This window comes from Arthrobacter sp. Dra40 (genome assembly GCF_059091905.1).
In genome coordinates, this window is sequence record NZ_JBNHHB010000001.1 from 236,806 (window position 1) to 263,426 (window position 26,621).

The 26,621-nt window shown below is 65.9% G+C and carries 28 protein-coding genes; 15 read left to right on the forward strand and 13 right to left on the reverse strand.

From position 1 onward, the window contains the following. Positions 1 to 8: 8 nt before the first annotated feature. From AC5RWT_RS01230 to AC5RWT_RS01245, 4 genes are all read right to left on the reverse strand, one after another. Positions 9 to 1,034, reverse strand: a complete 1,026-nt coding sequence (locus AC5RWT_RS01230) for a pilus assembly protein TadG-related protein (RefSeq protein ID WP_494078797.1) — start codon at positions 1,032 to 1,034, stop codon at positions 9 to 11. After that, on the reverse strand, positions 1,022 to 1,417 hold the full coding sequence (locus AC5RWT_RS01235; RefSeq protein WP_494078798.1) for a TadE/TadG family type IV pilus assembly protein: 396 nt from the start codon (positions 1,415 to 1,417) through the stop codon (positions 1,022 to 1,024). Before AC5RWT_RS01235 ends, AC5RWT_RS01230 begins: the two co-directional genes overlap by 13 nt. A gap of 116 nt (positions 1,418 to 1,533) precedes the next feature. Beyond that, on the reverse strand, positions 1,534 to 1,758 hold the full coding sequence (locus AC5RWT_RS01240; protein WP_494078799.1) for a Flp family type IVb pilin: 225 nt from the start codon (positions 1,756 to 1,758) through the stop codon (positions 1,534 to 1,536). A 417-nt stretch (positions 1,759 to 2,175) separates the two neighbouring features. Continuing rightward, a complete protein-coding gene (locus tag AC5RWT_RS01245) occupies positions 2,176 to 2,877 on the reverse strand; it encodes a TetR/AcrR family transcriptional regulator C-terminal domain-containing protein (protein ID WP_494044503.1) in 702 nt (233 codons plus the stop codon). Positions 2,878 to 3,061: 184 nt separating this feature from the next. On the opposite strand from AC5RWT_RS01245, the gene AC5RWT_RS01250 reads away from it, so the two are divergent. The 4 genes from AC5RWT_RS01250 (at position 3,062) to AC5RWT_RS01265 (ending at position 7,969) form a co-directional block, all read left to right on the forward strand. Continuing rightward, positions 3,062 to 4,459 (forward strand): flavin monoamine oxidase family protein, encoded by a 1,398-nt coding sequence (locus AC5RWT_RS01250; RefSeq protein WP_494078800.1) that lies wholly within the window; start codon positions 3,062 to 3,064, stop codon positions 4,457 to 4,459. 3 nt (positions 4,460 to 4,462) lie between these two features. After that, positions 4,463 to 5,386, forward strand: coding sequence for a universal stress protein (locus tag AC5RWT_RS01255; protein ID WP_494078801.1), 924 nt, complete (start codon positions 4,463 to 4,465; stop codon positions 5,384 to 5,386). A gap of 2 nt (positions 5,387 to 5,388) precedes the next feature. Beyond that, entirely contained in the window at positions 5,389 to 6,930 is a 1,542-nt protein-coding gene (locus AC5RWT_RS01260) for an APC family permease (RefSeq protein WP_494078802.1), read from the forward strand. A 133-nt stretch (positions 6,931 to 7,063) separates the two neighbouring features. After that, positions 7,064 to 7,969 (forward strand): macrolide 2'-phosphotransferase, encoded by a 906-nt coding sequence (locus tag AC5RWT_RS01265; RefSeq protein ID WP_494078803.1) that lies wholly within the window; start codon positions 7,064 to 7,066, stop codon positions 7,967 to 7,969. A 110-nt stretch (positions 7,970 to 8,079) separates the two neighbouring features. On the opposite strand, the gene AC5RWT_RS01270 is transcribed toward AC5RWT_RS01265, so the two are convergent. The 3 genes from AC5RWT_RS01270 to AC5RWT_RS01280 form a co-directional block, all read right to left on the reverse strand. After that, complete coding sequence (locus AC5RWT_RS01270) at positions 8,080 to 8,778, reverse strand: hypothetical protein (protein ID WP_494078804.1); 699 nt, start codon at positions 8,776 to 8,778, stop codon at positions 8,080 to 8,082. Further along, positions 8,759 to 9,280, reverse strand: coding sequence for a MarR family winged helix-turn-helix transcriptional regulator (locus tag AC5RWT_RS01275; RefSeq protein WP_494078805.1), 522 nt, complete (start codon positions 9,278 to 9,280; stop codon positions 8,759 to 8,761). The genes AC5RWT_RS01270 and AC5RWT_RS01275 overlap by 20 nt, the downstream gene beginning before the upstream one ends. Before the next feature lie 114 nt (positions 9,281 to 9,394). Next, complete coding sequence (locus AC5RWT_RS01280; protein WP_494078806.1) at positions 9,395 to 10,156, reverse strand: DUF1353 domain-containing protein; 762 nt, start codon at positions 10,154 to 10,156, stop codon at positions 9,395 to 9,397. A 124-nt stretch (positions 10,157 to 10,280) separates the two neighbouring features. Here AC5RWT_RS01280 and AC5RWT_RS01285 point away from each other — a divergent pair, with 124 nt between their 5' ends. Together AC5RWT_RS01285 and AC5RWT_RS01290 are read left to right on the forward strand one after the other, a co-directional pair. Next, the gene (locus tag AC5RWT_RS01285) at positions 10,281 to 10,769 is read left to right on the forward strand and encodes an NADPH-dependent FMN reductase (protein WP_494078807.1); all 489 of its coding nucleotides are present in this window, start codon (positions 10,281 to 10,283) and stop codon (positions 10,767 to 10,769) included. Between the two features lie 56 nt (positions 10,770 to 10,825). After that, positions 10,826 to 12,064: a hypothetical protein gene (locus tag AC5RWT_RS01290; RefSeq protein ID WP_494078808.1), complete on the forward strand. Its 1,239-nt coding sequence runs from the start codon at positions 10,826 to 10,828 to the stop codon at positions 12,062 to 12,064. 46 nt (positions 12,065 to 12,110) lie between these two features. On the opposite strand, the gene AC5RWT_RS01295 is transcribed toward AC5RWT_RS01290, so the two are convergent. Further along, positions 12,111 to 12,668, reverse strand: coding sequence for a histidine phosphatase family protein (locus tag AC5RWT_RS01295; protein WP_494078809.1), 558 nt, complete (start codon positions 12,666 to 12,668; stop codon positions 12,111 to 12,113). Between the two features lie 170 nt (positions 12,669 to 12,838). Between AC5RWT_RS01295 and AC5RWT_RS01300 the strand changes: the two genes are divergently transcribed. Then, on the forward strand, positions 12,839 to 12,979 hold the full coding sequence (locus AC5RWT_RS01300; RefSeq protein ID WP_494044514.1) for a hypothetical protein: 141 nt from the start codon (positions 12,839 to 12,841) through the stop codon (positions 12,977 to 12,979). A gap of 39 nt (positions 12,980 to 13,018) precedes the next feature. Here AC5RWT_RS01300 and AC5RWT_RS01305 read toward each other — a convergent pair whose 3' ends face one another. From AC5RWT_RS01305 to AC5RWT_RS01320, 4 genes are all read right to left on the reverse strand, one after another. After that, entirely contained in the window at positions 13,019 to 16,444 is a 3,426-nt protein-coding gene (locus AC5RWT_RS01305) for a DEAD/DEAH box helicase (protein ID WP_494078810.1), read from the reverse strand. Between the two features lie 118 nt (positions 16,445 to 16,562). After that, positions 16,563 to 16,991 (reverse strand): hypothetical protein, encoded by a 429-nt coding sequence (locus AC5RWT_RS01310; RefSeq protein ID WP_494078811.1) that lies wholly within the window; start codon positions 16,989 to 16,991, stop codon positions 16,563 to 16,565. Positions 16,992 to 17,156: 165 nt separating this feature from the next. Continuing rightward, positions 17,157 to 17,552, reverse strand: coding sequence for a hypothetical protein (locus AC5RWT_RS01315; protein WP_494044517.1), 396 nt, complete (start codon positions 17,550 to 17,552; stop codon positions 17,157 to 17,159). 59 nt (positions 17,553 to 17,611) lie between these two features. Continuing rightward, entirely contained in the window at positions 17,612 to 18,781 is a 1,170-nt protein-coding gene (locus AC5RWT_RS01320) for a glycosyltransferase family 4 protein (protein WP_494044518.1), read from the reverse strand. Between the two features lie 101 nt (positions 18,782 to 18,882). On the opposite strand from AC5RWT_RS01320, the gene AC5RWT_RS01325 reads away from it, so the two are divergent. From AC5RWT_RS01325 to AC5RWT_RS01340, 4 genes are all read left to right on the forward strand, one after another. Further along, positions 18,883 to 19,629, forward strand: coding sequence for a sulfite exporter TauE/SafE family protein (locus AC5RWT_RS01325; RefSeq protein WP_494044887.1), 747 nt, complete (start codon positions 18,883 to 18,885; stop codon positions 19,627 to 19,629). Positions 19,630 to 19,735: 106 nt separating this feature from the next. Then, positions 19,736 to 19,864, forward strand: coding sequence for a hypothetical protein (locus AC5RWT_RS01330; RefSeq protein ID WP_494044519.1), 129 nt, complete (start codon positions 19,736 to 19,738; stop codon positions 19,862 to 19,864). Between the two features lie 395 nt (positions 19,865 to 20,259). After that, positions 20,260 to 21,591, forward strand: coding sequence for an FAD-binding oxidoreductase (locus AC5RWT_RS01335; RefSeq protein ID WP_494078812.1), 1,332 nt, complete (start codon positions 20,260 to 20,262; stop codon positions 21,589 to 21,591). A gap of 150 nt (positions 21,592 to 21,741) precedes the next feature. After that, on the forward strand, positions 21,742 to 23,043 hold the full coding sequence (locus tag AC5RWT_RS01340) for a cell division protein PerM (protein ID WP_494078813.1): 1,302 nt from the start codon (positions 21,742 to 21,744) through the stop codon (positions 23,041 to 23,043). A 1-nt stretch (position 23,044) separates the two neighbouring features. On the opposite strand, the gene AC5RWT_RS01345 is transcribed toward AC5RWT_RS01340, so the two are convergent. Then, complete coding sequence (locus AC5RWT_RS01345) at positions 23,045 to 23,455, reverse strand: hypothetical protein (RefSeq protein ID WP_494078814.1); 411 nt, start codon at positions 23,453 to 23,455, stop codon at positions 23,045 to 23,047. Between the two features lie 40 nt (positions 23,456 to 23,495). Between AC5RWT_RS01345 and purN the strand changes: the two genes are divergently transcribed. The 4 genes from purN to AC5RWT_RS01365 all read left to right on the forward strand — a co-directional run bounded on the left by purN (position 23,496) and on the right by AC5RWT_RS01365 (position 26,595). Further along, positions 23,496 to 24,053, forward strand: a complete 558-nt coding sequence (gene purN, locus AC5RWT_RS01350) for a phosphoribosylglycinamide formyltransferase (protein WP_494044523.1) — start codon at positions 23,496 to 23,498, stop codon at positions 24,051 to 24,053. A 214-nt stretch (positions 24,054 to 24,267) separates the two neighbouring features. Beyond that, positions 24,268 to 24,918, forward strand: coding sequence for a DUF6318 family protein (locus AC5RWT_RS01355; RefSeq protein WP_494078815.1), 651 nt, complete (start codon positions 24,268 to 24,270; stop codon positions 24,916 to 24,918). Positions 24,919 to 25,247: 329 nt separating this feature from the next. Continuing rightward, positions 25,248 to 25,850: a hypothetical protein gene (locus AC5RWT_RS01360; protein WP_494078816.1), complete on the forward strand. Its 603-nt coding sequence runs from the start codon at positions 25,248 to 25,250 to the stop codon at positions 25,848 to 25,850. Positions 25,851 to 26,001: 151 nt separating this feature from the next. Then, entirely contained in the window at positions 26,002 to 26,595 is a 594-nt protein-coding gene (locus tag AC5RWT_RS01365; RefSeq protein WP_494078817.1) for a DUF6318 family protein, read from the forward strand. Positions 26,596 to 26,621 lie beyond the last annotated feature (26 nt).

Genomic DNA, 26,621 nt, shown 5'->3' on the forward strand with positions numbered 1-26,621 from the left:
GAGTGCTCCTAGCGCACGAGGGTCACGAGGGAGGCGCCGAAAACATTCGGGGCACCGCCGAAGATGAAGTCTTGCTCACCGGCGTCGAGCGTCACGAAGGTGACGAACTCGCCGATGAGTGCCCTGCAGTTGCCGGTACAGGCAACGGACGCGGGGCTGAGATTGTTGTAGGCCGTGCTGCTGAAGTTCCAGCCTGTGACCTTGAAGGCCGCGAAACCGATGATGTGGTACCAGGCATTCGTGCCCGTGCCGCCGGCCTTGTCGTACAGGGGCAGCAGCACCGTGGTGTGTGCAATCTGCCGTAGTAGGTTCGTTTGCTTGCAGGAGGACGGCACGTCGTTGCCTGTGTCGCTGGCGATTTCCGGATCGACGGGGAAGCCTGGAAGCCCGGTTGCGCCGATGTTGATCCTGGCCTGGCACGGACGGGCCGGATCCTGCTTGAGCCAGCCGAAGCCGCCAGGAATTGTGTAAGCGGCGCCGGTGCTGCCGGGCAGCGTTGAACTGGAGCACCCATGGGATGTTCCGGCGCTCGGGTTGAAGTCCACCCGTTGCAGGCCTTTATCGAGCATGCCGGCGAACTGGCAGTAGGAAATGGCAATGGGGAGGATTGATTTCCCGGCTACGGGAGCGCCCCAGCCGGCCTGGGACTGGCTTGTCAGACTTGCAGTGTCGTCCAGCCCAAGAATGGGAGCGAAAGCTTGGGCGATGAAGTGCCCCTCCGATCCCAGCGTGCTGGTGGCGACAGTCACCCGGCCGGCCGCAGCGTCCAGTTCCACGGCTGCGTCGGCCATGTTGTCGTTCGCGTTTTGGGAGGCCAAAGAGGAGGCGAGAGCGGTGAAATCCATGCTGCAGTTCCCCGCCGCACAGTTCTGCGCAATGGCCAGGGCACTTGCGTCGGCGCCGTTCTTCAACTGCGCCCGTTCAAAGTAGAGGGCCCCGATGTCCACCACCACGGCAACCATGCCGAGCAGGACCACCATGAAGATGGCGGTGGTGACGGCGGTGGCGCCGCGTTCGTCTTTTAGACGCTGCACTGCATGACTCCCTTGCCGGTCAAGGTGATGCCGGCACCGAAGATGCCGGACAGAAAACTGAGGGGGTAACTGATGGTGACGGTGGCGACCGAGCCGGGCGCACACACGCCGGTGGCGCTGGGGGAGACGCTGATGGCCACCTGCTCCGGCGCGATCCGCGGACTCAGCGCGGGAGCGGAGGCAATCGCCGCCGCCCGGGCCTCGGCTACGGAAGCGGCCGGGTTGCCGATCGTCATGACCCGGGCGCTGTCCCGGGCGGCCGCGGTTAGCTGCATCTGGGCATTGTAGACCCGCCCGAACTCAATGATCCCGAGCAACAAGAGCAGCAGGAGCGGAAGAACCAGGGCGAATTCGACGGCTGCCGCACCTCGTTCTGATTTCATCCGCTTCATGTGTCCTGCGCTTTCTGGGATCCAGGAGTGGGGACGGTTGCGCTAAGGCGTAACCGTCCCCAAACCACAATTCGCTTGATGGTCCTAAGGGAACAAACGGCGAATTATCAGGCAGCTTCACCTGCAATTTCGGCGATACCCAGCTCGCCACCGAGGTTCTCAAAGAACCTGCCGAGCTGCGGTCCAAACATGGTCAGGCCGCCGATGAGCGCGACGGCGATGAGGCCGACCATGAGGGCGTATTCAACGGCGGTGGCGCCGGTTTCCTCGCGCTGAAGGCGGTTCTTGACGGTGAAGCCGAGGGTCTGAAGGGTGGCGATGATGGAAAGCATGAGAACTCCTGTGCGTATGAATCGCTAGCATTTCTTGCCAGCGCCCGGCTGGCACCTCGCCAGCTCCTCAAGAAAATTAGCAACGGGATTCGCCCTTTCAGCTTGGCTTTTGGCAATCCTGTGACTCTCGAAGCGGAATGCTTCGAAGTGTGGGTAAACGATGCACTTTCGCTGCGGATTAATGGTTTTAGCTGCGGAAAGATGGCGCCCGTCGAGACACCGAAGCTGTGCGCCGGTTGCCGCCCACGGACCCTCCCCGCCTTCTGCTGCAGGTCTCCGGCTCCAGAAAAAACGACTGTTCAGATAACGCCCTTTTCGAGCCTGAAAACGGCGTTATCTGAACAGTCGATGAGGCGACGCAGGGGAAACCGGAGAGTGTCCAGCCCGGGCACGGGAGTCAGGCCCGCCGCGCCGGGATTAGGCGGACTGGGCGGCTTTGAGCTGCGCCTGCAGGCCGGCGATCAGGGCCTCAAGCCCTAACTGGAAAGCGGCGTCGGCTGCGGACCCGGCGGTACCGGTATCCTGCGACCTCACGGCGGAGGTGAAGACCGGGTTCGCCGCGGCCAGCTCGCCGGATTCGAAGATGTCAGCGGGCGCCGTCACGTCGAAGGCCGAACCGAAGATAAAGGACTCCAGGGCCACGATGGCGGGGACCACCTGCGGCTCCGGCCAGCCCGCCTGCAGGAAGCCGGCGGCAACCGCCTCATACATGGCCAGCGTGTGCGGAGCGCCGGTCACCGGCAGCACCGCGATGACCGGAATCAGCGGGGCGTGATGGGTGAAGACGTCGCGGTAGGACCAGGCCCAGCGGCGCACGGCGTCCGGCCACGGAAGTTCGGAGAAGGCAGCCACGTCGACGCGGGCCATCAGGTGGTCTTGGAGCAGCAGCAGGACGTCGTGCTTGGAGGCCACGTGGTTGTACAGCGCCGACGGGGCAACGCCAAGGCTCCGGGCCAGGCCGGACATAGTGAGTCCCTCATAGCCGCGCGCTTCGATCAGGCCGAGCGCCGCCGTCGTCATCAGTTCCTTGGACAGCAGCTTCTCGGTGGGGCGGCCGGCCGGTCTGTGTCCGTTCGACGTAGGGGCAGGGGCGTCGTCGGGCGCCGAGCGTGCTGTCACGACAAACACCTTCTTCCTTGTCCGCTCGGGGCTGCGGCGGTACAACCCGTGTAACCATCCTACGCATCGCTTTTCAAAACCCTGTGGCGCCGGTTACAGTTGTCGCTAAATGAATACAGTTCATTTAAGCGGAGGCCGGAATCACACCGCGGTCCGCAGCAGTACGAATTGGAGTTGAACAACAGTGAGCAAGTTGAAGCGGGACGTAGTGGTTATCGGTGCCGGACCTTCCGGACTGACCGCGGCGCGTGATCTGAAGCGGGCCGGCATGTCCGTAGCGGTGCTGGAGGCACGGGACCGAGTGGGCGGCCGCACCTGGACCGACGTGGTGGACGGCGCCATGCTCGAGATCGGCGGCCAGTGGGTGTCGCCGGACCAGTCGGCCCTGCTGGAGCTGCTCGGGGAGCTGGGCCTGGAGACCTACAGCCGCTACCGAGACGGCCAGAGCGTCTACCTGGATCCCGCCGGCGAGGCCAAGCGCTACACCGGCGCCATGTTCCCGGTCAGCGACTCCACCGAGGCGGAAATGAACCGGCTGATCCACCTGCTGGACACACTGGCGGCCGAGGTGGGCGCCGAGGAGCCGTGGGCGCATCCGCGGGCACGTGAGCTGGACACCATCTCCTTCCACCACTGGCTCCGCCGGCAGTCCGCCGATGAGGAGGCCTGCAACAACATCGGCCTGTTCGTGGCCGGCGGCATGCTGACCAAGCCCGCGCATTCGTTCTCGGTGCTGCAGGCGGTGCTGATGGCCGCGTCGGCCGGCTCGTTCAGCAATCTGGTGGACGACGACTTCATTCTGGACAAGCGCGTGCTGGGCGGCATGCAGGAAGTGTCCGTCCGGATGGCCGCCGAGCTGGGCGAGGATGTCCTGCTGAACGCTCCGGTGCGCACGCTGCGTTGGAGCGACGACGGCGTGTTGGCCGTCGCGGACGGGGTCACCGTGGAGGCGGGGTATGCCGTGATGGCCGTGCCGCCGAACCTGTATTCGCGCGTCTCCTTCGAGCCGCCGCTGCCGCGCCGGCAGCACCAGATGCACCAGCATCAGTCGCTGGGCCTGGTGATCAAGGTCCACGCCGTCTATGAGACGCCGTTCTGGCGGGCCGATGGCCTCTCCGGCACCTGCTTCGGTGCGGGGTCGGTGGTGCAGGAAGTCTACGACAACACCAACCACGGGGATGCCCGCGGCACGCTGGTCGGCTTCGTCAGCGACGAGAAAGCCGACGCCATGTTCGAGCTCAGCCCGGAAGGGCGCAAGGCCGCCATCCTCTCCGCCATTGCCGACTACCTGGGCCCGGCGGCACTGGATCCGGTGGTGTACTACGAGTCCGATTGGGGCTCCGAAGAGTGGACCCGCGGCGCCTATGCCGCCAGCTACGACCTGGGCGGGCTGTCCCGGTACGGCAAGGACCAGCTGGCGCCGGTGGGACCGATCTACTGGTCCTGCTCCGACCTGGCCGGTGCCGGCTACCAGCATGTGGACGGCGCCGTGCGGATGGGGCACGCGACAGCGGCCCGCATCCTTGCGGAAGCAGCAGCGTCCCGCGGCGAGCTGGCCGGTGCGGCCGGACGGCAGGGCTAGGGCGTGCGCCGGTACGTTGTTGCCTATACGGCAACGGGCAGCGGACGCGAAGCGGTCAACCTGGCGACGGCGCTGGCGCGCCGGCAGGGCGGCAGCTTGGACCTGGTCATGGTGCTGCCGGAGTCCTCGCCGTATTCGGGGGCCTACCCGAGGCCGGAATCGGGCTACGACTCGATTCTCTCGGACCAGATCCGGGAGTGGCTGGCCGAGGGGCTCAGCCTGGTTCCCGACGACGTGACGGCCCGTGCCCATGTGCGCCCGGCCGAATCGAACGCGGAAGGCCTGATTGCCGCCGCCGAGGACTTCGGCGCCGCGCTGATCGTGATCGGCGCCGGACGCAACAGCGTGTTCCGCCGCTTCAGCGTGGGGACGGTGGCCAGCGGCCTGCTGCATGCCTCGACGGTGCCGGTAGCGCTGGCACCTAGGGGCTACCGCCGCTCCGAGCCGGTCACCCGGGTCACGGTAGGGATGGGCAACCGGGCCGGCGCCGACGACGTGCTGCACGTTGCCCTGGATGCGGCCCAGCGGCGCGGACTGGACCTGCGCTTGCTCTCGCTGGTGGCCCTCGATTCGTCCGACCCGGACGCCGCGTCACGCGCCGAAACCCATATGAACAAGCGGCTGGCCCATGCCGAGACCACGCTGGCCGGCCAAGTCACGGCCCACGTTGCGCAAGGCCGCTCGATCGAAGACGCCATCGATGCTCTGGAGTGGGACGAAGGGGAAGTGATGCTGATCGGTTCCAGCCGGCTGGCACCTCAGAGCCGCCTGTTCCTCGGCGCGACCGCCAGCAAGGTGCTGCGTGCCCTGCCGGTGCCGATGGTGGTGGTGCCTCGCGGCTACCGGAGTGCGCCATTACCTATTGACAACCCCGGGCTGTCCCATGCTCCGGTTCTTTCCGACGGCGACGGCCAGCAGGAGGCATGACCATGACCAGCACCATTGAACGCGCCGGAAAGACCCCGGGCGGATTGAGCCGCAAGGGATTGAAATCGGGGTCGGTCGGCTTGCTGGGCGCCGTCGTCATCGGCGTCTCGTGCATCGCCCCGGCCTACACGCTGACCGGGGCGCTCGGCCCCACCATCGCCGAAGTGGGCGTGCACCTGCCGGCAATCTTCCTGGTGGGCTTCATCCCGATGCTCCTGGTTGCCCTGGGCTACCGGGAACTGAACAGTGCGATGCCGGACTCCGGCACCTCGTTCACCTGGGCCACCCGTGCCTTCGGTCCCTGGGTGGGCTGGATGGGCGGCTGGGGGCTGATCGCCGCCACGGTGATCGTGCTGTCCAACCTGGCGGCGGTGGCGGTGGATTTCTTCTACCTGATGCTCGCCCAAGTCACGGGCAACGAGGCGCTCGCCGATTTGACCAACAACCTTCCGCTGAACATCGCCACCACCTGGGTGTTCATCGGCCTGGCTTGCTGGATCTCGTACCGGGGCATGGAGACCACCAAGACCTTCCAGTATGTGCTGGTGGCCTTCCAAGTAGTGGTGTTGATCTGGTTCGCGGTGGCCGCCTTCGGCCATGTGTCCGGTGGTACGGCATTCAATGCGCTGGAAATCTCGGCCGACTGGTTCAACCCGTTCGGCGTTGAGTCCTTCTCCGCCTTCGCCGCCGGAATTTCGCTGTCCATCTTCATCTTCTGGGGCTGGGACGTCACCCTGACCATGAACGAGGAGACCAAAAACCCGGAGAAGACGCCGGGCCGGGCGGCAACTGCCACCATCCTGGTCATTGTCGTCATCTACATGACCGTGGCACTGGCCGTGCTGGCCTATGCCGGCGTGGGCACCGAGGGGCTCGGGGCAGGCAACCCGGACAACCAGGAAAGCATCTTCGCCGCACTGGCCGGGCCGGTCATGGGACCGTTCGCCATCCTGATGTCGCTGGCCGTGCTGAGCAGTTCGGCGGCCTCGCTGCAGTCCACGTTCGTCTCCCCGGCCCGGACCATGCTGGCCATGGGACACTACAAAGCGCTGCCGGCCGGCTACGGGAAGATCAGCCCGCGCTTCAAGTCGCCCAGCTACGCCACCGTGGCCGCCGCGATTGCAGCCGGTGGCTTCTACACGGTGACCCGGGTGCTGTCCGAGAACGCTTTGTGGGACACCATCACCGCGCTGGGCATGATGATCTGCTTCTACTACGGCGTCACCGCGCTGGCCTGCGTCTGGTACTTCCGGGCCGATGCGTTCGCCTCCCTGCGGAACTTTGGGCTGAAGTTCCTGGCTCCGCTGCTGGGCGGGATCATCCTGCTGGTGATGTTCGTGCAGACGGCGGTCGACTCGCTGGACCCCGACTACGGCTCCGGCTCCTCCATCGGGGGAGTGGGCCTGGTGTTCGTGCTCGGCTGCGGCGTGATCCTGCTGGGGGCAGTGCTGATGGTGCTGATGTACCGGCGTAACCCGGAGTTCTTCCGCGGCGCCACCCTGCGCAGGGGAGTCGCGGCGGACGACCTGGCGGACCGTTACTGACGCAAGGACTGACGACGGCGGTGCCGCATCCCGTGGGGGTGAGGCACCGCCGTCGTACTTTCCCTGACTCGGTATCCATAGCCGCACGATGCCTTCATGGCTACAGTGGCACCAAGGTACGAGGAAGGTGCCCATGATTACTGCGGACGAATTCACGCCGGACTACGTGGCCGATCTCGCCTCCCAGAACGGGATGACGATCCAGCCAAAATCCGTGCGGTTCAATGAGGCCGGGCTGGACTACCTGGTCGCCTTCGCTACGGCCACGGACGGCAAGAGGTGGGTGCTGCGGATTCCGCGGCGGCCCGACGTCTCGGCCAAGATCTCGGATGAAGCCAAAATCCTGGACCTGGTCAAGAACAAGATCTCCGCCGCGGTCCCCGACTGGCGGATCCGGAACCGATCCTTGATTGCCTATCCGGAACTGCCCGGCGAACTGGGCCTCACGGTGGAAGACGGCGAACCGGTCTGGCATTTCGACCGCGAGTCGCCGGCCTATTGCGCCTCGCTGGGACGCTTGATCGCCCAATTGCAACGGATCAACGCGGCCGAAGCGCGGGCCAAGGGCGTGCCGGTGCTGACCCCCGCCGGGGTGCGGGAAGAATGGCGCAGCAATGTGGCTGCGGTCAGCGCCGAGTTTCGGATTGCCGACGAGCTGATGGACCGCTGGACGGCCTGGCTCGCCGACGACAGCTACTGGCCCGACTGGACGGCATTTGTGCACGGAGAGCTCTACCCCGCCCACCTGCTGCTGGACGAGGACAATGAAATCCGGTCCGTGCTGGATTGGACGACGGCGAGGGTGGGCGATCCGGCAGCTGATTTCAGCCTCCACCACATGATGTCCACGCCCCTGGCGTTCGATCTGACCGTGCGGGCGTTCCGGGACGAGGGCGGACGCGTCCCGCCGCGGCTCGGAGAGCACTGCGCGGAACTGGTAGCAGCCGGCCCGGTGGCCTACGGCATGTACGCCCTGCAGACGGGCCATCCCGATCACCAGGCCGCGGCAGCCGCCCAACTGGATCCGTCCAGCGCCTGACCCCGCGCGCAGAAGGCCCGGGACCCGGCGGACGGGGTCGGCCTGCGTGGCCGGGCAAGAAAATGACCGGCGCCCGTTCGCTGGCGCCGGTCATTGGTCTAGTGGGGCTGCTACTTCTTGCGGCCCTTGCTCTTTTTGAGTGGATTGGCCTTGGTGAGCGGCCGGGCCGGAGCAGCCTGGACGCTGTCTTCCGGGGCGTGCGCCTCGGCTAGGAGAGGTTCCTCCACGATCGCCGTGTTGGCCGGGGCTTCCGGTTCCGCAAACGGAGTGGGAGAAAGCGTAGCCAACGGGGCGGCTGGCGCGGTGAGGGCGGGAGCCGGCCGCGCGCCGTCGTCGGTCGGTGCCGCCGCCAGGGGGAGCCGGGCCGGAGCCGCGGGCAATGCCGCAAAAATCTGGTCGGCCACCGGTGCCGGGGCAGCGGCATTCTGGACCAGGCTGTTGGCGGTGGAGGGAACGGGGCCGATGTCATCGGAAGGTTCGAAAAGAGCACCGGTGAACCTGTCCGCGTAGCCCAGCCGCTTGGCAATCAGCCAGAGGGACGCGCCGACAATGACCATGGTGGCTATCACCGCGATGCCGGTGCCGTAAATCCGCAGCAGCGCGTTGACCGGGGAGAGGGCGTGGACCGGCGTGGTGTCCAGCAGCCAGACGATGGACCAGAACGCCGCGGTGGCGGCCAAGGTCAGCAAGGGGAACAGCAGACCGGCGGTACGTACTTTCCTGACCAGCAGCTGCCAGGTGGCAAACAGCCGTGAAGAAAGCGAAAGCAGATCGTGTTTGCCATCCTGCTCAAGAGCCTTTGATGACATCGCCTGGCGTGTTCCTTTCCGAATCGGATCGTTGTGAGGGTTCACCGCGCATGAGCTGCTCGGCGAAACGGGTAAAGAGTTGGGCAAAAGCTTCGCGGTCGTCGTCGGACCAATCCGCCAGGATCTCATCGACAACGGCCGCACCGGCCTTGCCGATGTTCCGGTGCATCCGCCGGCCGGCCGTGGAGGCCGTCAGCAGGGTCGCCCGGCCGTCGTCCGGATCCGCCTGCTTGTCCACCAGCCCCTTGTCCTCAAGGCGGCGGACCTGCGGAGTCATGGTGGACTTGTCCACCCCTTGCTGCGTGGCCAGCTCCGAGACGCGGACCGGGCCCTTGTCGTCGATGTACTCCAGCAGGGCGACATCGGTGGGTGTCAGGCCGGCTTCGCGCGGATCGAACAGCTGTTTCCGCGTGTCGGCATGGGAGGTCCAGCGCACCACCTGAGCCACGGCGTCACGGATCATGACGCCCGGATCGGGTTGCTTGCGGGGGTTGGGGGGCATGCCTCAATCGTAGTCGATTCCGTTTGGTTGTGCCAATCAAACCAACTGGCATTTTGGGTGCGTGTTTGCGGAGGGCCGATTCCGGCATTTGCGGGCCAGTAAATGTGAGCTGGATCATGGATGGGGTGTCCTCGTGAGGGGACCGACGACGGGTGGTGGGCTGGGGTGTTCGGCGAACGGTTTGGTAACCGCCCACCAGCCGGTCTCGCAGAGCCACAGCAGCAATGACCCGGCGGCCGCTGCCGCGAGAACGGGGGAGAACAGGGCGAAGGCCGGAACCAGGACGGCAACCACCGGCCAGTCCCGGGTCCACACCAGGCACAGCGCGACGGTCAGCAGCACGGCTCCCGCCAAGGGCAGCTGGCCGGCACCGGTTGCGGCGAGCCAGCTGGCGGCGATGAAAGCCAGCGCCCCAACCCCGACGGACGCTGCCAGCAGCAGCCCTCGGCCCCTGGAATGTTCAAGGTAGGCCTGGACCGATACGCCCGCCCACATCAGCCGGGCTCGCAACGCGGCGACCCCGGTGTCCAGCAGGGCGCGGCGGAACTCCTCGTCATAGAAGCGGCGCCGCCGCAGCGCCTCCTCCGGCGACAGTTCGGCGCACATTGCCATGCCTTGGTCGTGCAGCAGGGCCGGGGCCGTCTGCCGTCCGTAGCTGGCGATGAGCCCCCACATCCAGGTGGGCACCGAAGCCAGGTCCGTGGAGTTGTTCTTGAGCCCGGCGGAGAGATCGTGCGCTTCAATCCGGACGATGGCGGCAGCAGCATCCGCCCGGTAGTAGATCGGCTGCGCCAACTGGAAGCATCTCTTGGTGCGCTGGACCAGATGGATTGCCGTCAGGGGTTCCGTGGCGGCGGCGTCCTGGTAAAACGGCATGTGGCCAGTGTGGCATCCGGGGCAGACGTTTCCTATGGGCAACATGGGGTAACACCGCGCCTCAGGCCGCAATCACCACGGGCGGTGCTGGCGATCGGGCCCTCGGCGCGGTAGCGTCCGGAGCATGACCGTGACAGTTGTGGCAGGAAACCCCAAACCCGGCTCCCGGACGCTGGCCGCCGCCGGAGCGTTGGCCGAACAGATCACCGGCGCGCCCGCGGACCACGAGGTGGACGTGGTGACCTTGGGCCCGGGCCTGCTGGGGTGGGGCGATGCGGGCGTGGCCGCCGCCGTCAAGACGGTGCAGGGCAGTGAACTGGTCGTCGTGGCTTCGCCCACCTTCAAGGCCACCTACTCCGGGGTGCTGAAGCTGTTCCTCGACCAGTTCGCCACCGGCGACGGGCTGGCCGGCGTGGTGGCCGTGCCGCTGATGCTCGGCGCCGGCCCGGCCCATGCGCTGGCGCCGGAGCTGCTGCTCAAACCGGTGCTGGTGGAACTGGGCGCCACGGTCCCGGTCCAGGGCCTGTACCTGAACCAGGAGTCCTGGCAGGACCCGGAAAGCAGCGCCGCCTGGCTGGAGAAATGGCGGCTGGTCATCCAGTCCCTGCTCTAGCCGCCGGGCCGGCCCCGGCGGTTACCTTCGCGGCGAGGGCATGGCAGACTCGTGGCATGAGCCCTGTGAGCCGCAAGCGCAAGCCGAAAAAGCTGAAGAACCGGCAGCCCGGCTCGGGCAGGCAGCCCGGGCAGGACACCGACCCGCTGCTGGAGCTGTACGTTGAGCTGGAACGTCCATTCGCCGACACCTTGGAGACGGCCAGCCCGATTGAAGCCCATTCGTTGGGCGGCTACCTGCTGGATCTGTGGGACACGCAGGACGACGCCGGCCGGCAGCGCCGCAATGAGTTGTTCTATGCATGGCTGGACCTGGCCGAGGACCGCAATGGACCCGGCGCGGTGCCGATGCTGCGCGCGCTGGCGTTCCTGATCGACCGCCCGGATATGCGCCGCGACGCGGAAACGCTGGCGGACCGGATGGTAGCCGACGGCTTCACCGAACCGGAGTGGGCCAAGCACCCGGTGACGGTGACGGCCCTGCACCGCTATGCGGACGCTTTCGGCGACGAGGCCAACATGCTCTTTGAGTTCATGGCCGGCAATGAAAAAGTAGGCCTGCTGGTGCTGCTGGACGGCAACATTTTCGGCGGGACGGTGATGGAGACCGGGCTGGTGGACAACCCGGCGGCGGCACTGAAGGACCTGAACGAAGACGCCCAGGAAGAAGGGCTGCTGCTCGACGCCGACGCCGACCTGACCGGCACCGCGCTGGACGCGTGGGAAGGGCTGGACGCCTCGCTGGATTTGCCCGAGCACATGGTGGACGAAGACTTCGGCGCCCGCCGCTGGGTGGCGCAGGCCTGGCTGCGCACCATCATCCAACTGGCGGACGAGACGGAGGACGAGAGCGAAGACTGGCTCTCCGACGAGGACTACGCGGAGCTCGACGACGCCGAGGTCGGTCTCACGCCCGGCGCGACGCGGCAGGGCGGTGACACGGAACCGGCGGCCGGCAGTTTGGAGGAGGAGGTCGAGGCGCTCCGGCAGGAGGAAATTGACGAGATGGCCGCCCGCTATCTGCGGGAGACCGGACGCGAATCGGCGTCGGAGCGCGGAATGGTGAACCTGATTCTTGGCTACAGCTGGGATTACGACGGCGGACGCTTCACCCGGGTGAGCCCGGTCAAGTTGGATTTGATCAGCGAGACGCTGATGGCGGAAGGCGGCATGGAGTCGGTTGACCCCGGCGAACTCACCGCGTTCCTGCACCGCTGGGTGGACTGGTGTGCGCCTCGCGAAGAACTGTCCGAGCACGCCGTGGCAACTCTTCACGAGCATTTGGACGGCGAGTAGGACGACGCCGGCCCTACCGCCCCGGTGCCACCCGCCCCCGCCGTCGTCAGGAGCGGGTGGCAGCCAACTGGTCCGGATCCGCGCGGTAGCCGAGCACCACGTCCGGGTCCAGTTCCACTGTTTCACCGTTGAGGATGTAGTCCCGGGGCGTTCCGTGCAGCACGTTCATCGTGAGCCGCAGGATGGTCCCGTGCGCCACCGCGATGATGTTTTGTTCCGGGTAGGCGCGGAGCAATGCCTGCAGCCCGGCGATACCGCGGGCGGCTACGTCCGCCTCCGGTTCGGCCTGCCGCATCAGTTTGTCGATGTGCGGCCGGTCCATGCCGCGCAGCACGGTGCCTTCGATCCCGCGGTAATCGCGCTCCAGGAGTTCCGGGACCGTTTCCGCCAGATCCAGGCCCACCTGGCTGCCGATGATCTGCGCGGTTTCCACGGCACGGCCCAAAGGCGAGGACACCAAAACGTCCCAGCCGCCCGCGGACAGCGAGGCGCCGGCGTCGTACGCCTGCTGCCGGCCGAGGCTGTTGAGCGGCACATCGGTGTGTCCCTGCAGCCGTCCCGCCGCGTTCCAATCCGTCTGTCCGTGGCGTACCAGTGCCAGCACCCTGCCCCCTCAATCCCGTGGACGGGACGGCCCGTGGAGACGGACGATCCCGCCTACCACCTTAGCCCGAGGGCGCTCGGGCGCGGCCCGCGGCGGTTTGCCGGCGGACGTGACCGGAACCATGCTCAAGGATGCCGCGGCCCCGGTTGGTCCAGGGATAGCTTTAGTTTGTGGTCAAAGTTGTAGGAATTATCCAGCCGGTCGAAACCAAGGAATTGTCAGCTGAAGGTGAGTCCTATGCCGACGCCAGAGCCGCCATCGAAGCGCAGGTGCCGGATGGCTGGCGCTTGCTGCAGGTCATCGTACAGTAGCGTGCCGGCCGAAGCAGTCCTTCCCGTTCCGGACCGCACCTAGTCGCCGAAGAGGCCGCGGATGTCGGTGGCGGTCAGCTTGGACGAGAACATGGCATCGTCCTCGAGCACCGACGAGATCAGCTTGGCCTTCCGCTCCTTCAAGGCCATCACCTTCTCCTCGATCGTCCCGCGGGCCACCATCCGGTAGACCATCACGTTCTTGGTCTGGCCGATCCGGTGCGTGCGGTCCACCGCCTGGGCCTCGGTTGCCGGGTTCCACCACGGATCTAGCAGGAAGCAATAGTCGGCCTCGGTCAGGTTGAGGCCGAAGCCGCCGGCCTTGAGGCTGATCAGGAACACCGGCGCGCTGCCGCTCTTGAACTTCTCGATCACCTCGGCCCGGCGGCGGGTGGAACCGTCCAGATAGCAGTACTCGATGCCGGCCGCATCCAACTGTTCGGCGGCCTTCTTCAGGTAGCTGGTGAATTGGCTGAAAATCAGCGCCCGGTGCCCCTCGCCGATGACGTCTTCGAGTTGCTCGAACAGGACGCCGAGCTTGCTGGACGGCACGGATGAGTACTTTGCATCCACCAGCGAGGGATCCAGGCTCAGCATCCGCAGCAGGGTGAGCGACTGGAAGATGGTGAACCGGTTCTTGTCCATGTCCTCGACCAGCCGCAGGACCTTCTGCCGCTCGCGCTGCAGGTGCGTGTCGTAGATCCGCCGGTGCTTGGGGGTCAGTTCTACCTCCAGGACCTGCTCCTGTTTCTCCGGCAGGTCCCGGGCCACCGCTTCCTTGCTGCGGCGCATCATCAGCGGCTTGATCCGGCGGCGCAGTTTCTGCAGCAGCTCGGAATCCTGGTTGCGTTCGATCGGGCGCTGGTACTGGTCAACGAACCGCACGGCGGACGGGAACAGACCGGGCGCCACGATGGAGAAGATGGACCACAGCTCCATCAGGTTGTTTTCCATCGGCGTGCCGGTGATCGCCATCTTGAAGGGCGCGCGCAGATCGCGGGCACACTGATGGACCTTGGTGGCGCGGTTCTTCACGAACTGCGCCTCGTCCAGGATCAGCCCGGCCCACTCCGTCTCCTGATAGGCCTCGAAATCCAGCCGGAACAGCGTGTAGGAAGTGACCACGACGTCGGCTTCCGCAGTGATTTCCGACAGCGGACGGCGGCCTCGCACCTGCGTGTCGGTGATGCCCTCGATCTTCAGGTCGGGGGCGAAGCGCTGGCTCTCGTGGACCCAGTTCGACACCACGGAGGTGGGCGCCACCACCAGGAACGGGCGCGCAAGCTCCGGCTCGCCGTGCTGCTTGGCATGCAGCAGCAGGGCCAAGGCCTGCAGCGTCTTGCCCAGCCCCATGTCGTCCGCCAGCACGCCGCCCAGCCGGTGCCGCCAGAGGAAGGCGAGCCAGTTGAAACCCTCGGCCTGGTAAGGGCGGAGCTCGGCATTTAATCCGGCCGGCAGGGGAGTCTGTTCCACCGTCTCCAGCGCCAGCAGGCCCTGGACCGAGTCGCGCCAGGTGCGGGCCTGCACGGTTTCGGTGGCGACATCCTCCAGCTCCTCCCAGAGCGAGGCCTGGTAGCGGCTGATCTGCAGTTCCCCGGATTCCCGGTCCTGCATCTGCCGGGCTTCGTCCACCAGCTGGCGGAGACGGTCGAACACCGGCTGCTCCAACGACAGGTAGGACTTGTCCACCAGCAGCAGCCGCGTTTGGCCGCGGGCCAGCGCCTTGAAGATGTTGCCGAACGGCACGGAGCGGCCGGCGACGCGGACCATGACGCCGAGGTCGAACCAGTCGCTCTCCTCCGTCTCCACCGTGCTGATGGTCAGCTCGGGTGCCTCGGTCAGCTCCTGGTAGTCGGGCTTTTCGCCCACAATGTCCACGCGCACGCCGTCCACCTGCTCCAGCGCGGGCAGCGCGTAGCGGGTGAAATCCACGGTGGCCATGTCCCGCAGGGTGCGCGCCGCCGTCGTGCCCACGCCCGGCACCGCCGCGGCGGCCTCCAGCAGGTCCTGCTCGGCGGGCAGGTCGCGGTAGTGGCTGGTGTCCGCTTCGTCGTCGACCGGAAGCCGCACCGGCTTGTCCCCGTGGCGGTACTCGATGTGCCAGCCGAGCTGCAGCACGTTGCCCTTGCGGTAGGAAGCGGTCAGGACCAGCTCCGGAGGAACGATCTCCGGGAAGCTGACCGATTCGTCGCTGCTGGCCACCGCGATCCGCTGGCTGAGCGCCGGGTAGTACCGCTCCATGAACTGCTCGACGTCGGCGGCCGGAACCGTCAAAGGGGTGCCGGAGAGCAGCAGGTTCGCTTCCTGGTCCGTGACGGGATGCGCGGTCGGGGCCAGCGTGATGATGGTCTGGCCGGCGACGGCATAGTGATACACGCCGTGGGTGCCGACGATGCCCGCCGTCTGCGTGGGAAGCTCCTGGCCGTCGATCCGCAGCGACGGGGTGAGGACCAGGTCGGCGCTTTCCGGGTGGTCCCCGGCGCCACCGTCGCGCGTCTCGGCACCCTTTGGGGCCTCGGTCGGACCGGCGGCCGGCACTACGCCGTCGAGATGGGCGTCCAGGCCGATCACGGCCTGGTCCCGGATCTCGACGACGGTGTCCGCCTTGGCACCGATCAGCGCGATGCCCAGCCGCTTGGCTTCGGCGAAGAGCTCCCAGAGCAGCGGGCTGCTGAATTCGTCGAGGAAGAGCCAGTCGTTGTCTTCGCCGAAGTAGGTCAGTCCGGTGGCCCGGTGCAGCGGCGCGAACTGGCTGAACCAGCGGTGCTGTTCGGTGTCCAGCGGCAGGCCGTAGGTCTTGTAGCTGATGGTGTTCCAGCGCAATTTGCTGCGGATCCACCGGCCGGTCTCGTTTTGCAGCACGGGCCGGACGCCCACCCGCAGCCGGTTTCCGGCCTTGCGCGCCCAGCTCGGGCCCGCTGCGGAGGCCTCCGGCAGGGAGAGGCCCGAGGGCCGGTACTGGCGGTCGTTCCTGCGGCCGGGCTCCATCAGCTCGAACTGCAGTCCCAGCGCGGACGTGCTTTTCGTCTTGGCCTTCGCCGGTTTGCCTGCGCCGCCCTTGGCGCCGTCCGGTGTGCCGCCGATCAGTCCCGCCAACGAATCCTGCCAGCCGGCCTGCTCCGGTTCCGGCTCGCGCGCGAAGGCCTGGTTGGTGATCAGGTGCTTGCCGTTGCTGTTGAGGAGCACGGCGGCCACATGCTTGCAGTCGGAGCCCACCGGGCAGCTGCAGGAGGCCGAGGCCGGACGCCACTGACCGCTGGTGCCGGTCTCCAGATAGATCCGGCAGCGGTACGGCAGCGCGGCGGTGCCGATGACTTTGGCGGTCAGGAGGCGGACTGAGGGATCCCAGTCGAGCTCGGCCACGGAACCGTCGGAGGCATAGATCTTGCCGCGGGCAAAGGCGGCGCCGCCCACCAGCCTGATGATTTCGCTGACGTCAACCAGCGGAAAAGTGTGTGCGGCCATGACCTCCATCATCTCACGGTGGAAGCGGCGGCCGGCACGTGCAGCTGAAGCTGTGGACAGGGGAGGAGGACCGCCAGGGGAGGCCCCGGGCGGCCGCCGTCGTGCTCCGCTGTGAACGCTAGGCGGTCTGGAGCACCGTCGGTTTCTTGTTCTTGGGATCCAGGATCAGTGCCAAGGCGATGCCGAACATCCAGACGTCCTTGGCGTAGGGGGTGCCCTCGGGGCTGGGGCGGACGTTGTCCTCGGCGGTCATGTGCGGCGTCTTGAAGTACATGGCCAGCAGCGAGCCGGAGAACGCGGCGAGGCCCAGGCCGGCCAGCCTGCTGGGCACGGACGGCAGCAGCAGTGCCGCGCCCAAGGCGGTTTCGCCGTAGGCCATCAGTTTGCCGAATTTCTCCGGATCCATTTGCTTCAATGAGGGAAACGCGTGGCTGCCCATGTCCTGCAAGGCGGCGGCGGTGTCCTTGTCCAGCTTCTGTTTACCCAGCCCGGAATTGAGGATGAACGCGCCGGTGGAGAGGCGCAACGGAATGTGGCTCAGTTTCATCGGGAGTCCTCGAATCTGTGTTGTCCGCTGTCACGTTCGAGCCTACGGTTCCGCCGCAACGTCCGCTAGTGCCGCCAGGTGGCCGACCGAGTGGGCGCCAAAACCTGCCGTTGGTCGACCAATGTGAGCGCCAGCGAACGCGTGGAGACCGCGCGCGGGTGCCACCTATTTCTTGGCGGCGCGGACAACCCGGGCCACGGCCCGGCCGGCGGTCCAGACCAAGGGAATCAGCACGGCCAGCAGCGCAACGGTGTTCGGCCGGAACGTCGCGGGCCCGTCGCCGCGCCCGGTGTAGGCGCCGAGCGGCAGGGCTAAACCGCCGCCGCCACCGCCGGCGGCTCCTTCGGCATCGCCGCCGCCGCCAAAACCGTACTGGACCAAGGCCACCGGCACCACGGTGTCTCCGCCCACCTGCAGCGGCTCTCCGAAGGTCCGGGCAACGCCCAGCGACTTGAGTTGTTCGGCCAGCCGCTCCGGCACGGATGGACCGGCCGGCGGCCGGTGCTCCTGCCGGGAAGAGGGAGCAGATTCGGGCGAGACGGATCCGGTTTCTGTGGGCATGGCCACATCCTAGTGGAACGAGCCGGGGCGCTGTATAGCCGGGAACCCGGCTGAAACACTCACCCGGCCAGGAAACCCAGCACGCCCCGGGCTTCCAGATTCAGCTCCCGGCGCTTGACCCTGACGGCAAGCCGGTAGTAGTCCACCAACTGTTCGCAGAGCACCGGCCACGTCCGGCCCTGCACCGAGCGATGAGCCGCCTCGCCCAGCGCCCGGCGCTTGGCGTCGTCGCCCGTCAGGTCCCGGACGTACTCGCGCAGCTCGGCCAGGTCCCCGGGCCGGTAGATCCAGCCGGTCCTCGAAGGATCAACCAGGTCCAGCGGGCCGCCGCGGCCCACAGCCACCACGGGCACACCGCTTGCCATGGCCTCCTGGATGGTCTGGCAGAACGTCTCCGATTCGCCCGGGTGCACAAAGAGGTCGAACGAGGCGACGTGTCGTGCCAGCTCTTCGCCGGTCTGGAAGCCGGCAAAGTATGCGCCGGGCAACTTCGCCTGCAGTTCCTCCTTCAGCGGCCCGGAGCCGACCACCACCAGCCGGGTCCCGGGGAGATCGGCCAGCACGGCCAGGTCTTCGACCTGCTTTTCCGCCGCCAGGCGGCCCACGTAGCCGATGATCCGTTCCCCGTTGGGTGCTACGGAAGCCCGCCAATCGGCGTCGTGCTTATGTGGATGGAAGCGGGTGGTGTCCACCCCGCGGCGCCACAGGTGGACGCGGATGCCGCGGCTGCGCAGCTGCTCCATGGCGAACGACGACGGCGCCAAGGTCAGCGTGGACGCGTTGTGGATGCTCTCCACCCGCTGCCAGAGCAGCTCCTGCAGCCACGGTGCACCGTAGCGGGCGGCATAGGCGGGCACCTCGGTCTGGTAAACGGAGACGGTGGGCAGGCCGAGCTGCTGGGCGGCCTGCACCGCGCGCCACCCCAGGATGAAGGGGGAGGCCACGTGGACCACGTCCGGCCGGAAGCTAGCCAGCACCCGGCGGATCCGTGCCACGGTTCCGGCCGCCACGCGCACGTTCGGGTAGCCGCGCAGAGGGATGGACGGCAGCCGGTAGACCGGGTAGCCCTCCACCGTCGCCGGTGCGGTGTCCTCCAGCCACGACGACGTCGGTGCCACCACCAGGACGTCGTCGCCGCGGCGCCGCAGGTGCGCGATGACTTGCAGCAGCGAATGGGTGACACCGTTCATGTGCGGCAGGAACGATTCGGCGACGATAGCTATCCTCACGCCACCCAGCCTGCCTGCGGCCGGCAACAAGCAGGCGAGCAGACGTGGTCGTGTCGGTGAACGGCGGCCTAACTCCGCTCTGGCAGGGTGGTCGGGTGACCATGGGACTCTTGGCGCTGATCACCGGCGCGATCTTTTTCGGCTCGGTGGCCCAGCGCATCGCCGGCATCGGGTTCGCCCTGCTGGTGGCGCCGATCCTGGCCATCTTGCTGGGGCCACACGAGGGCATCATGATGATCAACATCTGCGCGGTGGTCTCCTGCGGACTGATTGTGCCCCGCGTGTGGCGGGAGATCGACTGGAAGCTGCTGCTGTGGCTGTCCGTTCCCGCCGTCGCCGGTACGGTTTTCGGCTCTTGGCTTGCGGTCCAGGTCCCGCCCGCCGTGCTGTCCACCGTGGTGGGCGCGGTGGTGATGGCCGGGCTGGCCGTCGCGGTGGTGCTGGGCCGTGCGCAGGTCACCGTGTCCGGGCAGCTGCCCAAGGCGCTCGCCGGGCTCGGCTCGGGGCTGACCAACGCGCTCGCCGGGGTGGGCGGTCCAACGGTGAGCGCCTACGCCATCTTGTCCCGCTGGCCGCCGCGACCGTTCGCAGCAACGCTGCAGCCGTTCTTCCTGCAACTGTGCCTCATCACGGTCGGCGTGAAGCTGGCGGTGGACCCCGGCAGCGTGCCGCAGCTGGAGTGGTGGATGTGGGCGGTCATCGCGCTGTCGATCATCGTGGGCATCTTCGCCGGCGAACGGATCGGCCGGCATCTGCGGGATGAACACGCCAGAGCCGCGGTGGTGGTGCTGGCCTTTCTGGGAGCGGCCGGCGCGTTGGCCAAGGGGCTGGTGGATCTACTGGCCTGACTGCCCCGTTTCCCGTTTGTTTAAGCTGCCAAATTCGGGCTGGCTTTATTTCTTAAAGCAGGTATGGTCTGTAGCAAGACTTCCCGCTTGAGAAAGAGGAGCAAGAATGTCCGGAAAATCGCCTGTGCGCGAAAGCGCGAAAAAGCAAGGCCGAAGCATTAAAGAAAAGCGTGCCGAAAAACGCGAAAAGGCGAACTTGGAGAGTGAAACCATTCCCAAGCGCCGGAAGCGTTAGCGCGCCGGAACCATTCTTGTCCGTGGAAACGGCAGCCCAGTTACAGGCTGACCTTTCAACAGGGCACCGACCGATGGTACCGATAGAACCGTGCTGCACGGTTCTTGCTGACTGGCGGAGCCACGGAAAGAGTCCGCGGAATTAGTCTTCCGGCGTTGAATTTCCGATGAGCGAGTATCCGCCTGCGGGGCGGCCGGATGATTTCAACGTCATCCGGCCGCCCATTCCATTTTGATGATGATGATTTGTGTTTCTGCCGGTGCATACGAACGCCTCGTGGCACGGGAACACGAATAACAGTCGTTCCTTCTCCAAAGTCCATCGTCTGGCGTGTCGTCGAGGATCGGCGTACCGTTTTTGTTGCTGGGGGTCCAACACGTGGGAGGACCAGCGCCATGAAATGGATCCGGCCGGACGACTCCGGCTACGACGAGGCTCGGAAACTTTTCAACGCGATGATCGACCGGCGGCCGGCCGTCATTGCCCAGTGCAGCAACCCGGACGATGTGGGCGAGGCACTGCGCTACGCCCGGGCGCACCATCTGGACGTGGCAGTGCGGTCGGGAGGCCATTCAGTAGCGGGCATGTCGATGAACGACGGCGGACTGGTCATCGACGTCCGTCCGATGAAGACGGTGACGGTGGATTCCGAGGCCCAGACCGCCACAGTGGGTGGCGGCGTGACCTGGGGCGAGTTCGACCGGGCGGCCCAGACCTACGGACTTGCTGTCACCGGCGGCCGGGTCAGCACCACAGGAGTCGCCGGCTTCACGCTCGGCGGCGGATCCGGGTGGATGGAACGGACTTGGGGCCTGGCCTGCGACAACCTGGTCTCGGTTGATCTGGTCACGGCGGCCGGCGAACTGGTGACCGCGAGCGAGCGAGAAAACTCGGACTTGTTTTGGGCACTGCACGGTGCCGGCGGAAACTTCGGCGTTGCGGTCTCCTTGACCTTCCGGATGCATCAGGTCGGCGAGCAGAGCTTGTCCGGCCTGATGTTGTGGCCCGCCGAAGCAGCGCCCGAGGTGGCCCGGGCGTACCGCGACTTCGCACCGGATGCCCCAGCGGGCGTGGGAACCGCCCTGGCATCCGTGATCGCCCCTCCGGAGGAATTCGTTCCGGCTGACCTGCAGAACAAACCCGCGCTCGGCGTGGTCTTTGTCCACGCGGGAGAGCCCGAAACCGGCGAGGAAACGCTCGAGATTGTGCGCAACTGGGGGCCCGCTGTCGACATCGTGGCGCCGCGGCCGTATGCGGAGTTCCAATCGATGCTCGACGATCAACCGGACCAGTTTAATTATTGGTCCGCCGAATACCATGACGAGTTCCCGGACCCCGCGATTGATGTTTTCCTGCGCCGCGGAGCCAAGTTGCCGCACCCGTCCTCGCAGTTGCTGCTGCTCCCATGGGGCGGTGCCGTGGCTCAGGTCGACGACACGAGCACGCCGATGGCCCGGCGCGACGCCACCTGGGTGAGCCATCCCTTCGCGCTCTGGCAGGATCCTGCCCAGACCGAGGAGGCCATCGAATGGGCACGGGGGTTCCGCCGGGAGATTTCCGACTACGCCACCGGCGGGGTGTATTTGAACTTTATCGGCCACGAGGGGCAGGACCGGATCAAGGCAGCATTCGGGGAAGAGAACTACAACAGGCTGGCCCGGATCAAGCACCAGTACGACCCTCTTAACGTTTTCCGCGGCAACCAGAACATCGAACCCGCTGCCTGAGGCCCGATTACCGGACCCGGGAGCGTGAGCCGAGCCTCCGCCGTCGTGCTCTGGGAAAGTACGACGCCGGTGTGTGCTTGCCATGTGCCGATGGCCACGGCGCCGCGTCGCTAAGCGGACGGGGGCAACTGGACTGGCACCATAGAAGCAATGAAACTCACGTCGCGACCGGACGGTCAGGCCGGACTGCCGATGCCCCTGTGGCTGCAGGGTGCCTTCGAGTTCTTCCAATGCGCCCTGCTGTCGGCCATCGTGGTGCTGTTGCCGCTGGTGGGCGTGTGGTTTGCCGACGGTTTTGACGACCGCAGCTTCGATTCGCTGGCTCGGCTCGGCGGCCAGGCCTGGCTGCTCATCCACGGCGTTCCGCTGGACCTGGCCATCCAAACCGGCGCCAGTTCGGCCGAAACGATGCGCGGAACGTTGTCGCTGGTACCGCTGGGCCTCACGCTCATCCCGTTCTTCCTGTCTTGGCGGGCCGGACGGCGGCTGGCCCGGGCCTCCTATACGGACCAGTTATGGCAGGCACTGGTCGGTGCGCTCGGAACCTACGCTGCCGTGGGCGCAGCGACCGCCTATCTGGTGCAGACCGATGAAGTGGAAATTTCCGTGCTGGCCGGGGCCCTCATTCCGCTGCTGCCGGCGGGAGCGGGGCTGATTGTGGGCGCGTACCGCGAAGCCGGGTCCTGGGCCCGGTTGATCGGCGTCGACGCGGCCGCATGGGTGGCCCGCACCAGCCAGCATTCCCGTTGGGCCGGATCCTACGTGTGGGCCGGCGTCCGTGCCGGGCTGCTGGCTGTGACCGCTGCGGTGGCGCTCTCTGCGCTGCTGCTGGCAGTGGATTTGGGCCTGCACTGGGCCGAAGTCGTGGAAATCTACGAACAGCTCGGCCCCGGGATCATCGGCGGCGTCGTCCTGACGGTGGCGCAGTTGGGACTTGTACCCAACTTCGTCGTGTGGGCGCTCTCGTGGAGCTCGGGGGCCGGATTCGCCATCGGCTCCGGCAGTTCCATCGGTCCGCTGGCAACCACGGTGGGACCGATGCCCGCCTTGCCGGTGCTGGGCGCGCTGCCGTCCGGCGAGCTGACCTACGGGCTGGCCGCCCTCGGCGTACCGGTGGTAGCCGGTGTGTTGGCCGGCTGGTGGTTCCTGCGCGAGGGTGAAAACCACTTCGACGAGTGGCTCTCCATCAAGATCCAGGCCCGCTGGTTCACGGCCTCCGCTTCCACCCTGCTCCTGGGGCTGTTCGTTGGTGCCGTCGCGGGAGCAGCGGCGGCCGCGCTGGTGTGGCTGTCCAATGGTTCGCTCGGTATCGGCCGGCTGACCGAGATCGGGCCGGATCCGTTGTGGACCGCGCTGTGGGTTGCCGGTGAAGTCGCGCTCGGCACCATGATCGGCCATGCCGTCGCGCCTTGGCTGGAGCGCGAGCCGGCCCGGGCCCGCAGCCGCAAGTGAACTACGGGTTCAACAGGTTTGTGAAGTTCATCAGCTTGTCCTCATAATGGCCCAGGCATGCTTCGCGGGCCGACTGCGTGACTGCCAACTGATTGCAGTCCTCGAAGGCGGCGGTCAAAGGCCAGAACAACACCTGCGCCAGCGTGGTCAGCAGGAAGAATGCACCGGCACCGATGCCCAGAACATAGGTGAGCCGCAGCGAGCCGGGCAGCCCCGCGCGCACCGCTTTCACCAGACCGATCACGGCCACCACGATGCTCGCCACGGCCAGCGCCGGAGCCACCGCTTTCCAAGGGAGCGGGAGAGCCGTGGCTAGGAAGGTGGAAGCCAGCAGGAGCAGCAGCACACGGACAAATAGCCCCGCCGACTTGATTTGTTCCTCGGTCGGCTCCGGGCGCGTGGTCTGCTGCATGGATTAAGCCTAGGCGAGAGGGACGCATAAAGTTGATTCCATGCGCATACTGGTCCTCGTTTCTGGCTCCGGCACCAACCTGCAGGCCGTCATCGACGCCGTGCGCGACGGCCGGCTCGATGCCGAGATCGCCGCGGTGGGCAGCGACGTCCCCGGCTGCCGCGGGCTGGAACGTGCCGCCGAGGCGGGCATCCGGACCTTCACCGTGGCCCCCGCCGACTTCGCCTCACGGCCCGAATGGAACCGTGCCCTGGAAGAAGCCGTTGCGGCCAACAACCCGGACGTGGTGCTGTTGGCAGGCTTCATGCGCATCCTTGACGCCGAATTCGTCGCCCGCTTCGAGGGACGCCTGGTCAACACCCACCCGGCCCTGCTGCCGTCCTTCCCCGGCGCTCACGGCGTGCGCGATGCCATGGCCCACGGCGTCAAGATCACCGGCGTGACCGTGCACCTGGTGGATTCCGGCGTCGATACCGGTCCCATCCTTGCGCAGGCGGCGGTGCCCGTGCTGGACGACGACACCGAAGAGTCGCTGCACGAACGGATCAAGGTGGAGGAACGCCGCCTCCTCGTGGAGACACTCGCCAAGCTCGCCTAGGCTTCCTCGAACAACGACGCCGGTGCCCGCCACGGGGGCGTCGGCGCGGTTCTCCTGCGCCTAGCCACGCGAGATTTACGTGCTGCTGTCAAGGGCGGCGCACGCTTTCCACCCGCAGAAAACCAAACCTGTGGAAAACCTCCGCACCTGTCGATGCGTCTGGCTAGACTGACTCGCACCAAGCGTCCAGCCCGTCCAGCACCCGGGGGTCTGAGTGAGCCAGCAGCCAACACTCATAGCTACAACGCGCGCCCGCATCACCGTTCTCCTCATTACTGCGGCAGCCCTCGCCCTCACTGCCTGCACCGGGCCGGGCGGTGCCGAACCATCCGCATCGCCCGCTCCCGTTGCGTCGGCGGCAGTTCAAAGTCCAGACCCCACTGCAACATACAAGCCAGCGTCGGAAGACGGCCCGGCCGAAAACGTCCCAGTTCCAAAAATGCCAGATGCAGCATCCTTAAAATCGCCGCAGGGGCTTCAGGCATTCCTACCGTATTGGTTTGAGACTGTGTCTTATGCCTATGAGACTGGAGACTTGGCGCCGCTGGAGAAGGCCACCGCGCCCGGGTGTGCCATCTGTAAGGAATTTAAGAAGACAATCCGCGCAGGCCATGACGGCGATAAATGGATAGTGGGAGGACAGATTGAGCCCACGGATATTGAAGACCGGTTCGTTGAAACGGCTGATGGGAAATATGCGCCGATCGTTTTCATCACCCAGCAGCCCTTGGTTATCTATGAAGATGACAAAGTCGTCGGAAAGGCTGATGGTTTTGTGGACCCGCTTCTTTGGGTCGCTACAGTACGCTACGAGGAAGACCGGTGGATCATCGAGGGAGTCGCTCGTCCGGATGGTGCCTCGTGATCCCATACTATTCACAGGAACTGCTCTGCGCGAGAGCGCTAACGATCTCGGCGTTGCTGGCAATACTTATCGCACTTCCAGCGACTGTAAGTTCGGCTAATCCGAACATCGCCACCGACTGGTTAGACAATGATGCTGTCGTCCGGGGCGAAAAGCAGGTACCAGGACAAGCGCCTGTGGAACAGGAACCAGCAGCGCATAATGTGGGTGGACACGTGGCAATTCCACAACGCAAATATGAGCCAGTCTGTGCGCCCGACCTGTCCAATGTTGCCATTGAATGTGTGCTCATCAACTCACAATGTTCAATCGGCGCTGATGGAACTCTAATGCGCATTCTCGAAGCACCGGCGGGTCAGAGCCCGCCACAGTGGGTGGATACGACTAGAACAATCTGTCAGTACTCAGATAGGCCACTGGAAGCCACTGCAGATGGTGGTGAGGAATTGCCGGTGCTGACCATTGAGTTCTTCCGGCGGCTGCCGATTGCTCCATCGAGGCTGTCAGTTGAGCCTGTTCCGCATACGTTGATCGGAGCTGAAACCAACGTCTATGCGAGTCCGAATGAGCAGACGTTTAATGAGGAGATAGATGGTTTTGATGTAATTGTTCGCGCGATTCCCACCTCCTACACCTGGAGTTACGGCGATGGCTCCTCATTGGGGCCGACAAACCAGCCTGGAGGCCCGCTCCCGGCTGATCGATTGGGGGAAAAGACCGCTACAAGTCACCGATATACGAAGACCGGTGACGTTCAAGTTTCGTTGACGACTACTTACAGAGGCGAGTACTCGATCAACGGTTCGGACTGGATAGCGATTTCGGGTGAAGCGCAGATAGATAGCGCTGCAGTGGCTCTCAGCGTCTGGCGGTCCGTGGTGAATAACTACGCAGACAATTGCCTGGAGAATCCGGAGGGGGCGGGTTGCTAAACGGGCATGGAAGATGGGTGTGATCTGCCACACTTGAAGCACTCTTTTCAGAGTTTGGAGTGCATCCCGGCGATAGGGTATGTGACGGTGCTGACGCCGCCTAGATGCGAAGACGTCGGCTCCCTCTCATTCCGTTATCCCAGGGGAGACCATGAAGAAGTTGATGATGTCCGGCGCCGTGGTGACCATGGCAGCTGTTGCGCTTGTGGGCTGTGGCAGCGAGGCCGAGTCGGACAAGGCCGAAGTAAGCAACAAGCCGGTGTCGGCAACCACTGAAGCGCCGGCGCAGAACGTCCGGACGCCGGAGAAGAACGACCGGATGGCCGAGGACACCGCCCAGGGTTTGGCGTCCTTCACGTACTACTACTTTGATGCGATGAACTATGCGATCCAAACCGGCGATGCAGACCTGATGCGCGAAGTCGCAGCTGACTGCGACAGCTGCATGTCCGAGGCGGACGCCATTGAGGCTGTTTACGCAGATGGGGGCTGGATTGCCGGCGGACAGCCGAAGGCGCTGAATGTGGTGGCGCTGGAAGAAGCCAAGGATGACGAGGGAAACCTCAGGGCCGTGGTCCCGTACATGGAAGACGCCCGCACCACCCTGGACAAGGACGGCAAGACCGTGGAAACCAAGGAGTGGGATTCGGACGGAACCACGCTGACGGTAACTGCCAACTACGCCGACGGCGCGTGGTCGATGGTCGCTGTCGACGAAACGCCGGATGCCGGTCTGCCGGAGTAAAGACAGATCCTCTACACGTGCGCCCT

Bases quoted from the DNA above. Each gene is read 5' to 3' on its own strand.
- AC5RWT_RS01235 (WP_494078798.1), bottom strand. From the start codon at position 1,417: ATGAAATCAGAACGAGGTGCGGCAGCCGTCGAATTCGCCCTGGTTCTT.
- AC5RWT_RS01240 (WP_494078799.1), bottom strand. From the start codon at position 1,758: ATGCTTTCCATCATCGCCACCCTTCAGACCCTCGGCTTCACCGTCAAG.
- AC5RWT_RS01260 (WP_494078802.1), top strand. From the start codon at position 5,389: ATGACCAGCACCATTGAACGCGCCGGAAAGACCCCGGGCGGATTGAGC.
- AC5RWT_RS01265 (WP_494078803.1), top strand. From the start codon at position 7,064: ATGATTACTGCGGACGAATTCACGCCGGACTACGTGGCCGATCTCGCC.
- AC5RWT_RS01270 (WP_494078804.1), bottom strand. From the start codon at position 8,778: ATGTCATCAAAGGCTCTTGAGCAGGATGGCAAACACGATCTGCTTTCG.
- AC5RWT_RS01275 (WP_494078805.1), bottom strand. From the start codon at position 9,280: ATGCCCCCCAACCCCCGCAAGCAACCCGATCCGGGCGTCATGATCCGT.
- AC5RWT_RS01280 (WP_494078806.1), bottom strand. From the start codon at position 10,156: ATGCCGTTTTACCAGGACGCCGCCGCCACGGAACCCCTGACGGCAATC.
- AC5RWT_RS01285 (WP_494078807.1), top strand. From the start codon at position 10,281: ATGACCGTGACAGTTGTGGCAGGAAACCCCAAACCCGGCTCCCGGACG.
- AC5RWT_RS01290 (WP_494078808.1), top strand. From the start codon at position 10,826: ATGAGCCCTGTGAGCCGCAAGCGCAAGCCGAAAAAGCTGAAGAACCGG.
- AC5RWT_RS01305 (WP_494078810.1), bottom strand. From the start codon at position 16,444: ATGGCCGCACACACTTTTCCGCTGGTTGACGTCAGCGAAATCATCAGG.
- AC5RWT_RS01310 (WP_494078811.1), bottom strand. From the start codon at position 16,991: ATGAAACTGAGCCACATTCCGTTGCGCCTCTCCACCGGCGCGTTCATC.
- AC5RWT_RS01315 (WP_494044517.1), bottom strand. From the start codon at position 17,552: ATGCCCACAGAAACCGGATCCGTCTCGCCCGAATCTGCTCCCTCTTCC.
- AC5RWT_RS01325 (WP_494044887.1), top strand. From the start codon at position 18,883: ATGGGACTCTTGGCGCTGATCACCGGCGCGATCTTTTTCGGCTCGGTG.
- AC5RWT_RS01330 (WP_494044519.1), top strand. From the start codon at position 19,736: ATGTCCGGAAAATCGCCTGTGCGCGAAAGCGCGAAAAAGCAAGGCCGA.
- AC5RWT_RS01335 (WP_494078812.1), top strand. From the start codon at position 20,260: ATGAAATGGATCCGGCCGGACGACTCCGGCTACGACGAGGCTCGGAAA.
- AC5RWT_RS01340 (WP_494078813.1), top strand. From the start codon at position 21,742: ATGAAACTCACGTCGCGACCGGACGGTCAGGCCGGACTGCCGATGCCC.
- AC5RWT_RS01345 (WP_494078814.1), bottom strand. From the start codon at position 23,455: ATGCAGCAGACCACGCGCCCGGAGCCGACCGAGGAACAAATCAAGTCG.
- purN (WP_494044523.1), top strand. From the start codon at position 23,496: ATGCGCATACTGGTCCTCGTTTCTGGCTCCGGCACCAACCTGCAGGCC.
- AC5RWT_RS01360 (WP_494078816.1), top strand. From the start codon at position 25,248: ATGCGCATTCTCGAAGCACCGGCGGGTCAGAGCCCGCCACAGTGGGTG.
- AC5RWT_RS01365 (WP_494078817.1), top strand. From the start codon at position 26,002: ATGAAGAAGTTGATGATGTCCGGCGCCGTGGTGACCATGGCAGCTGTT.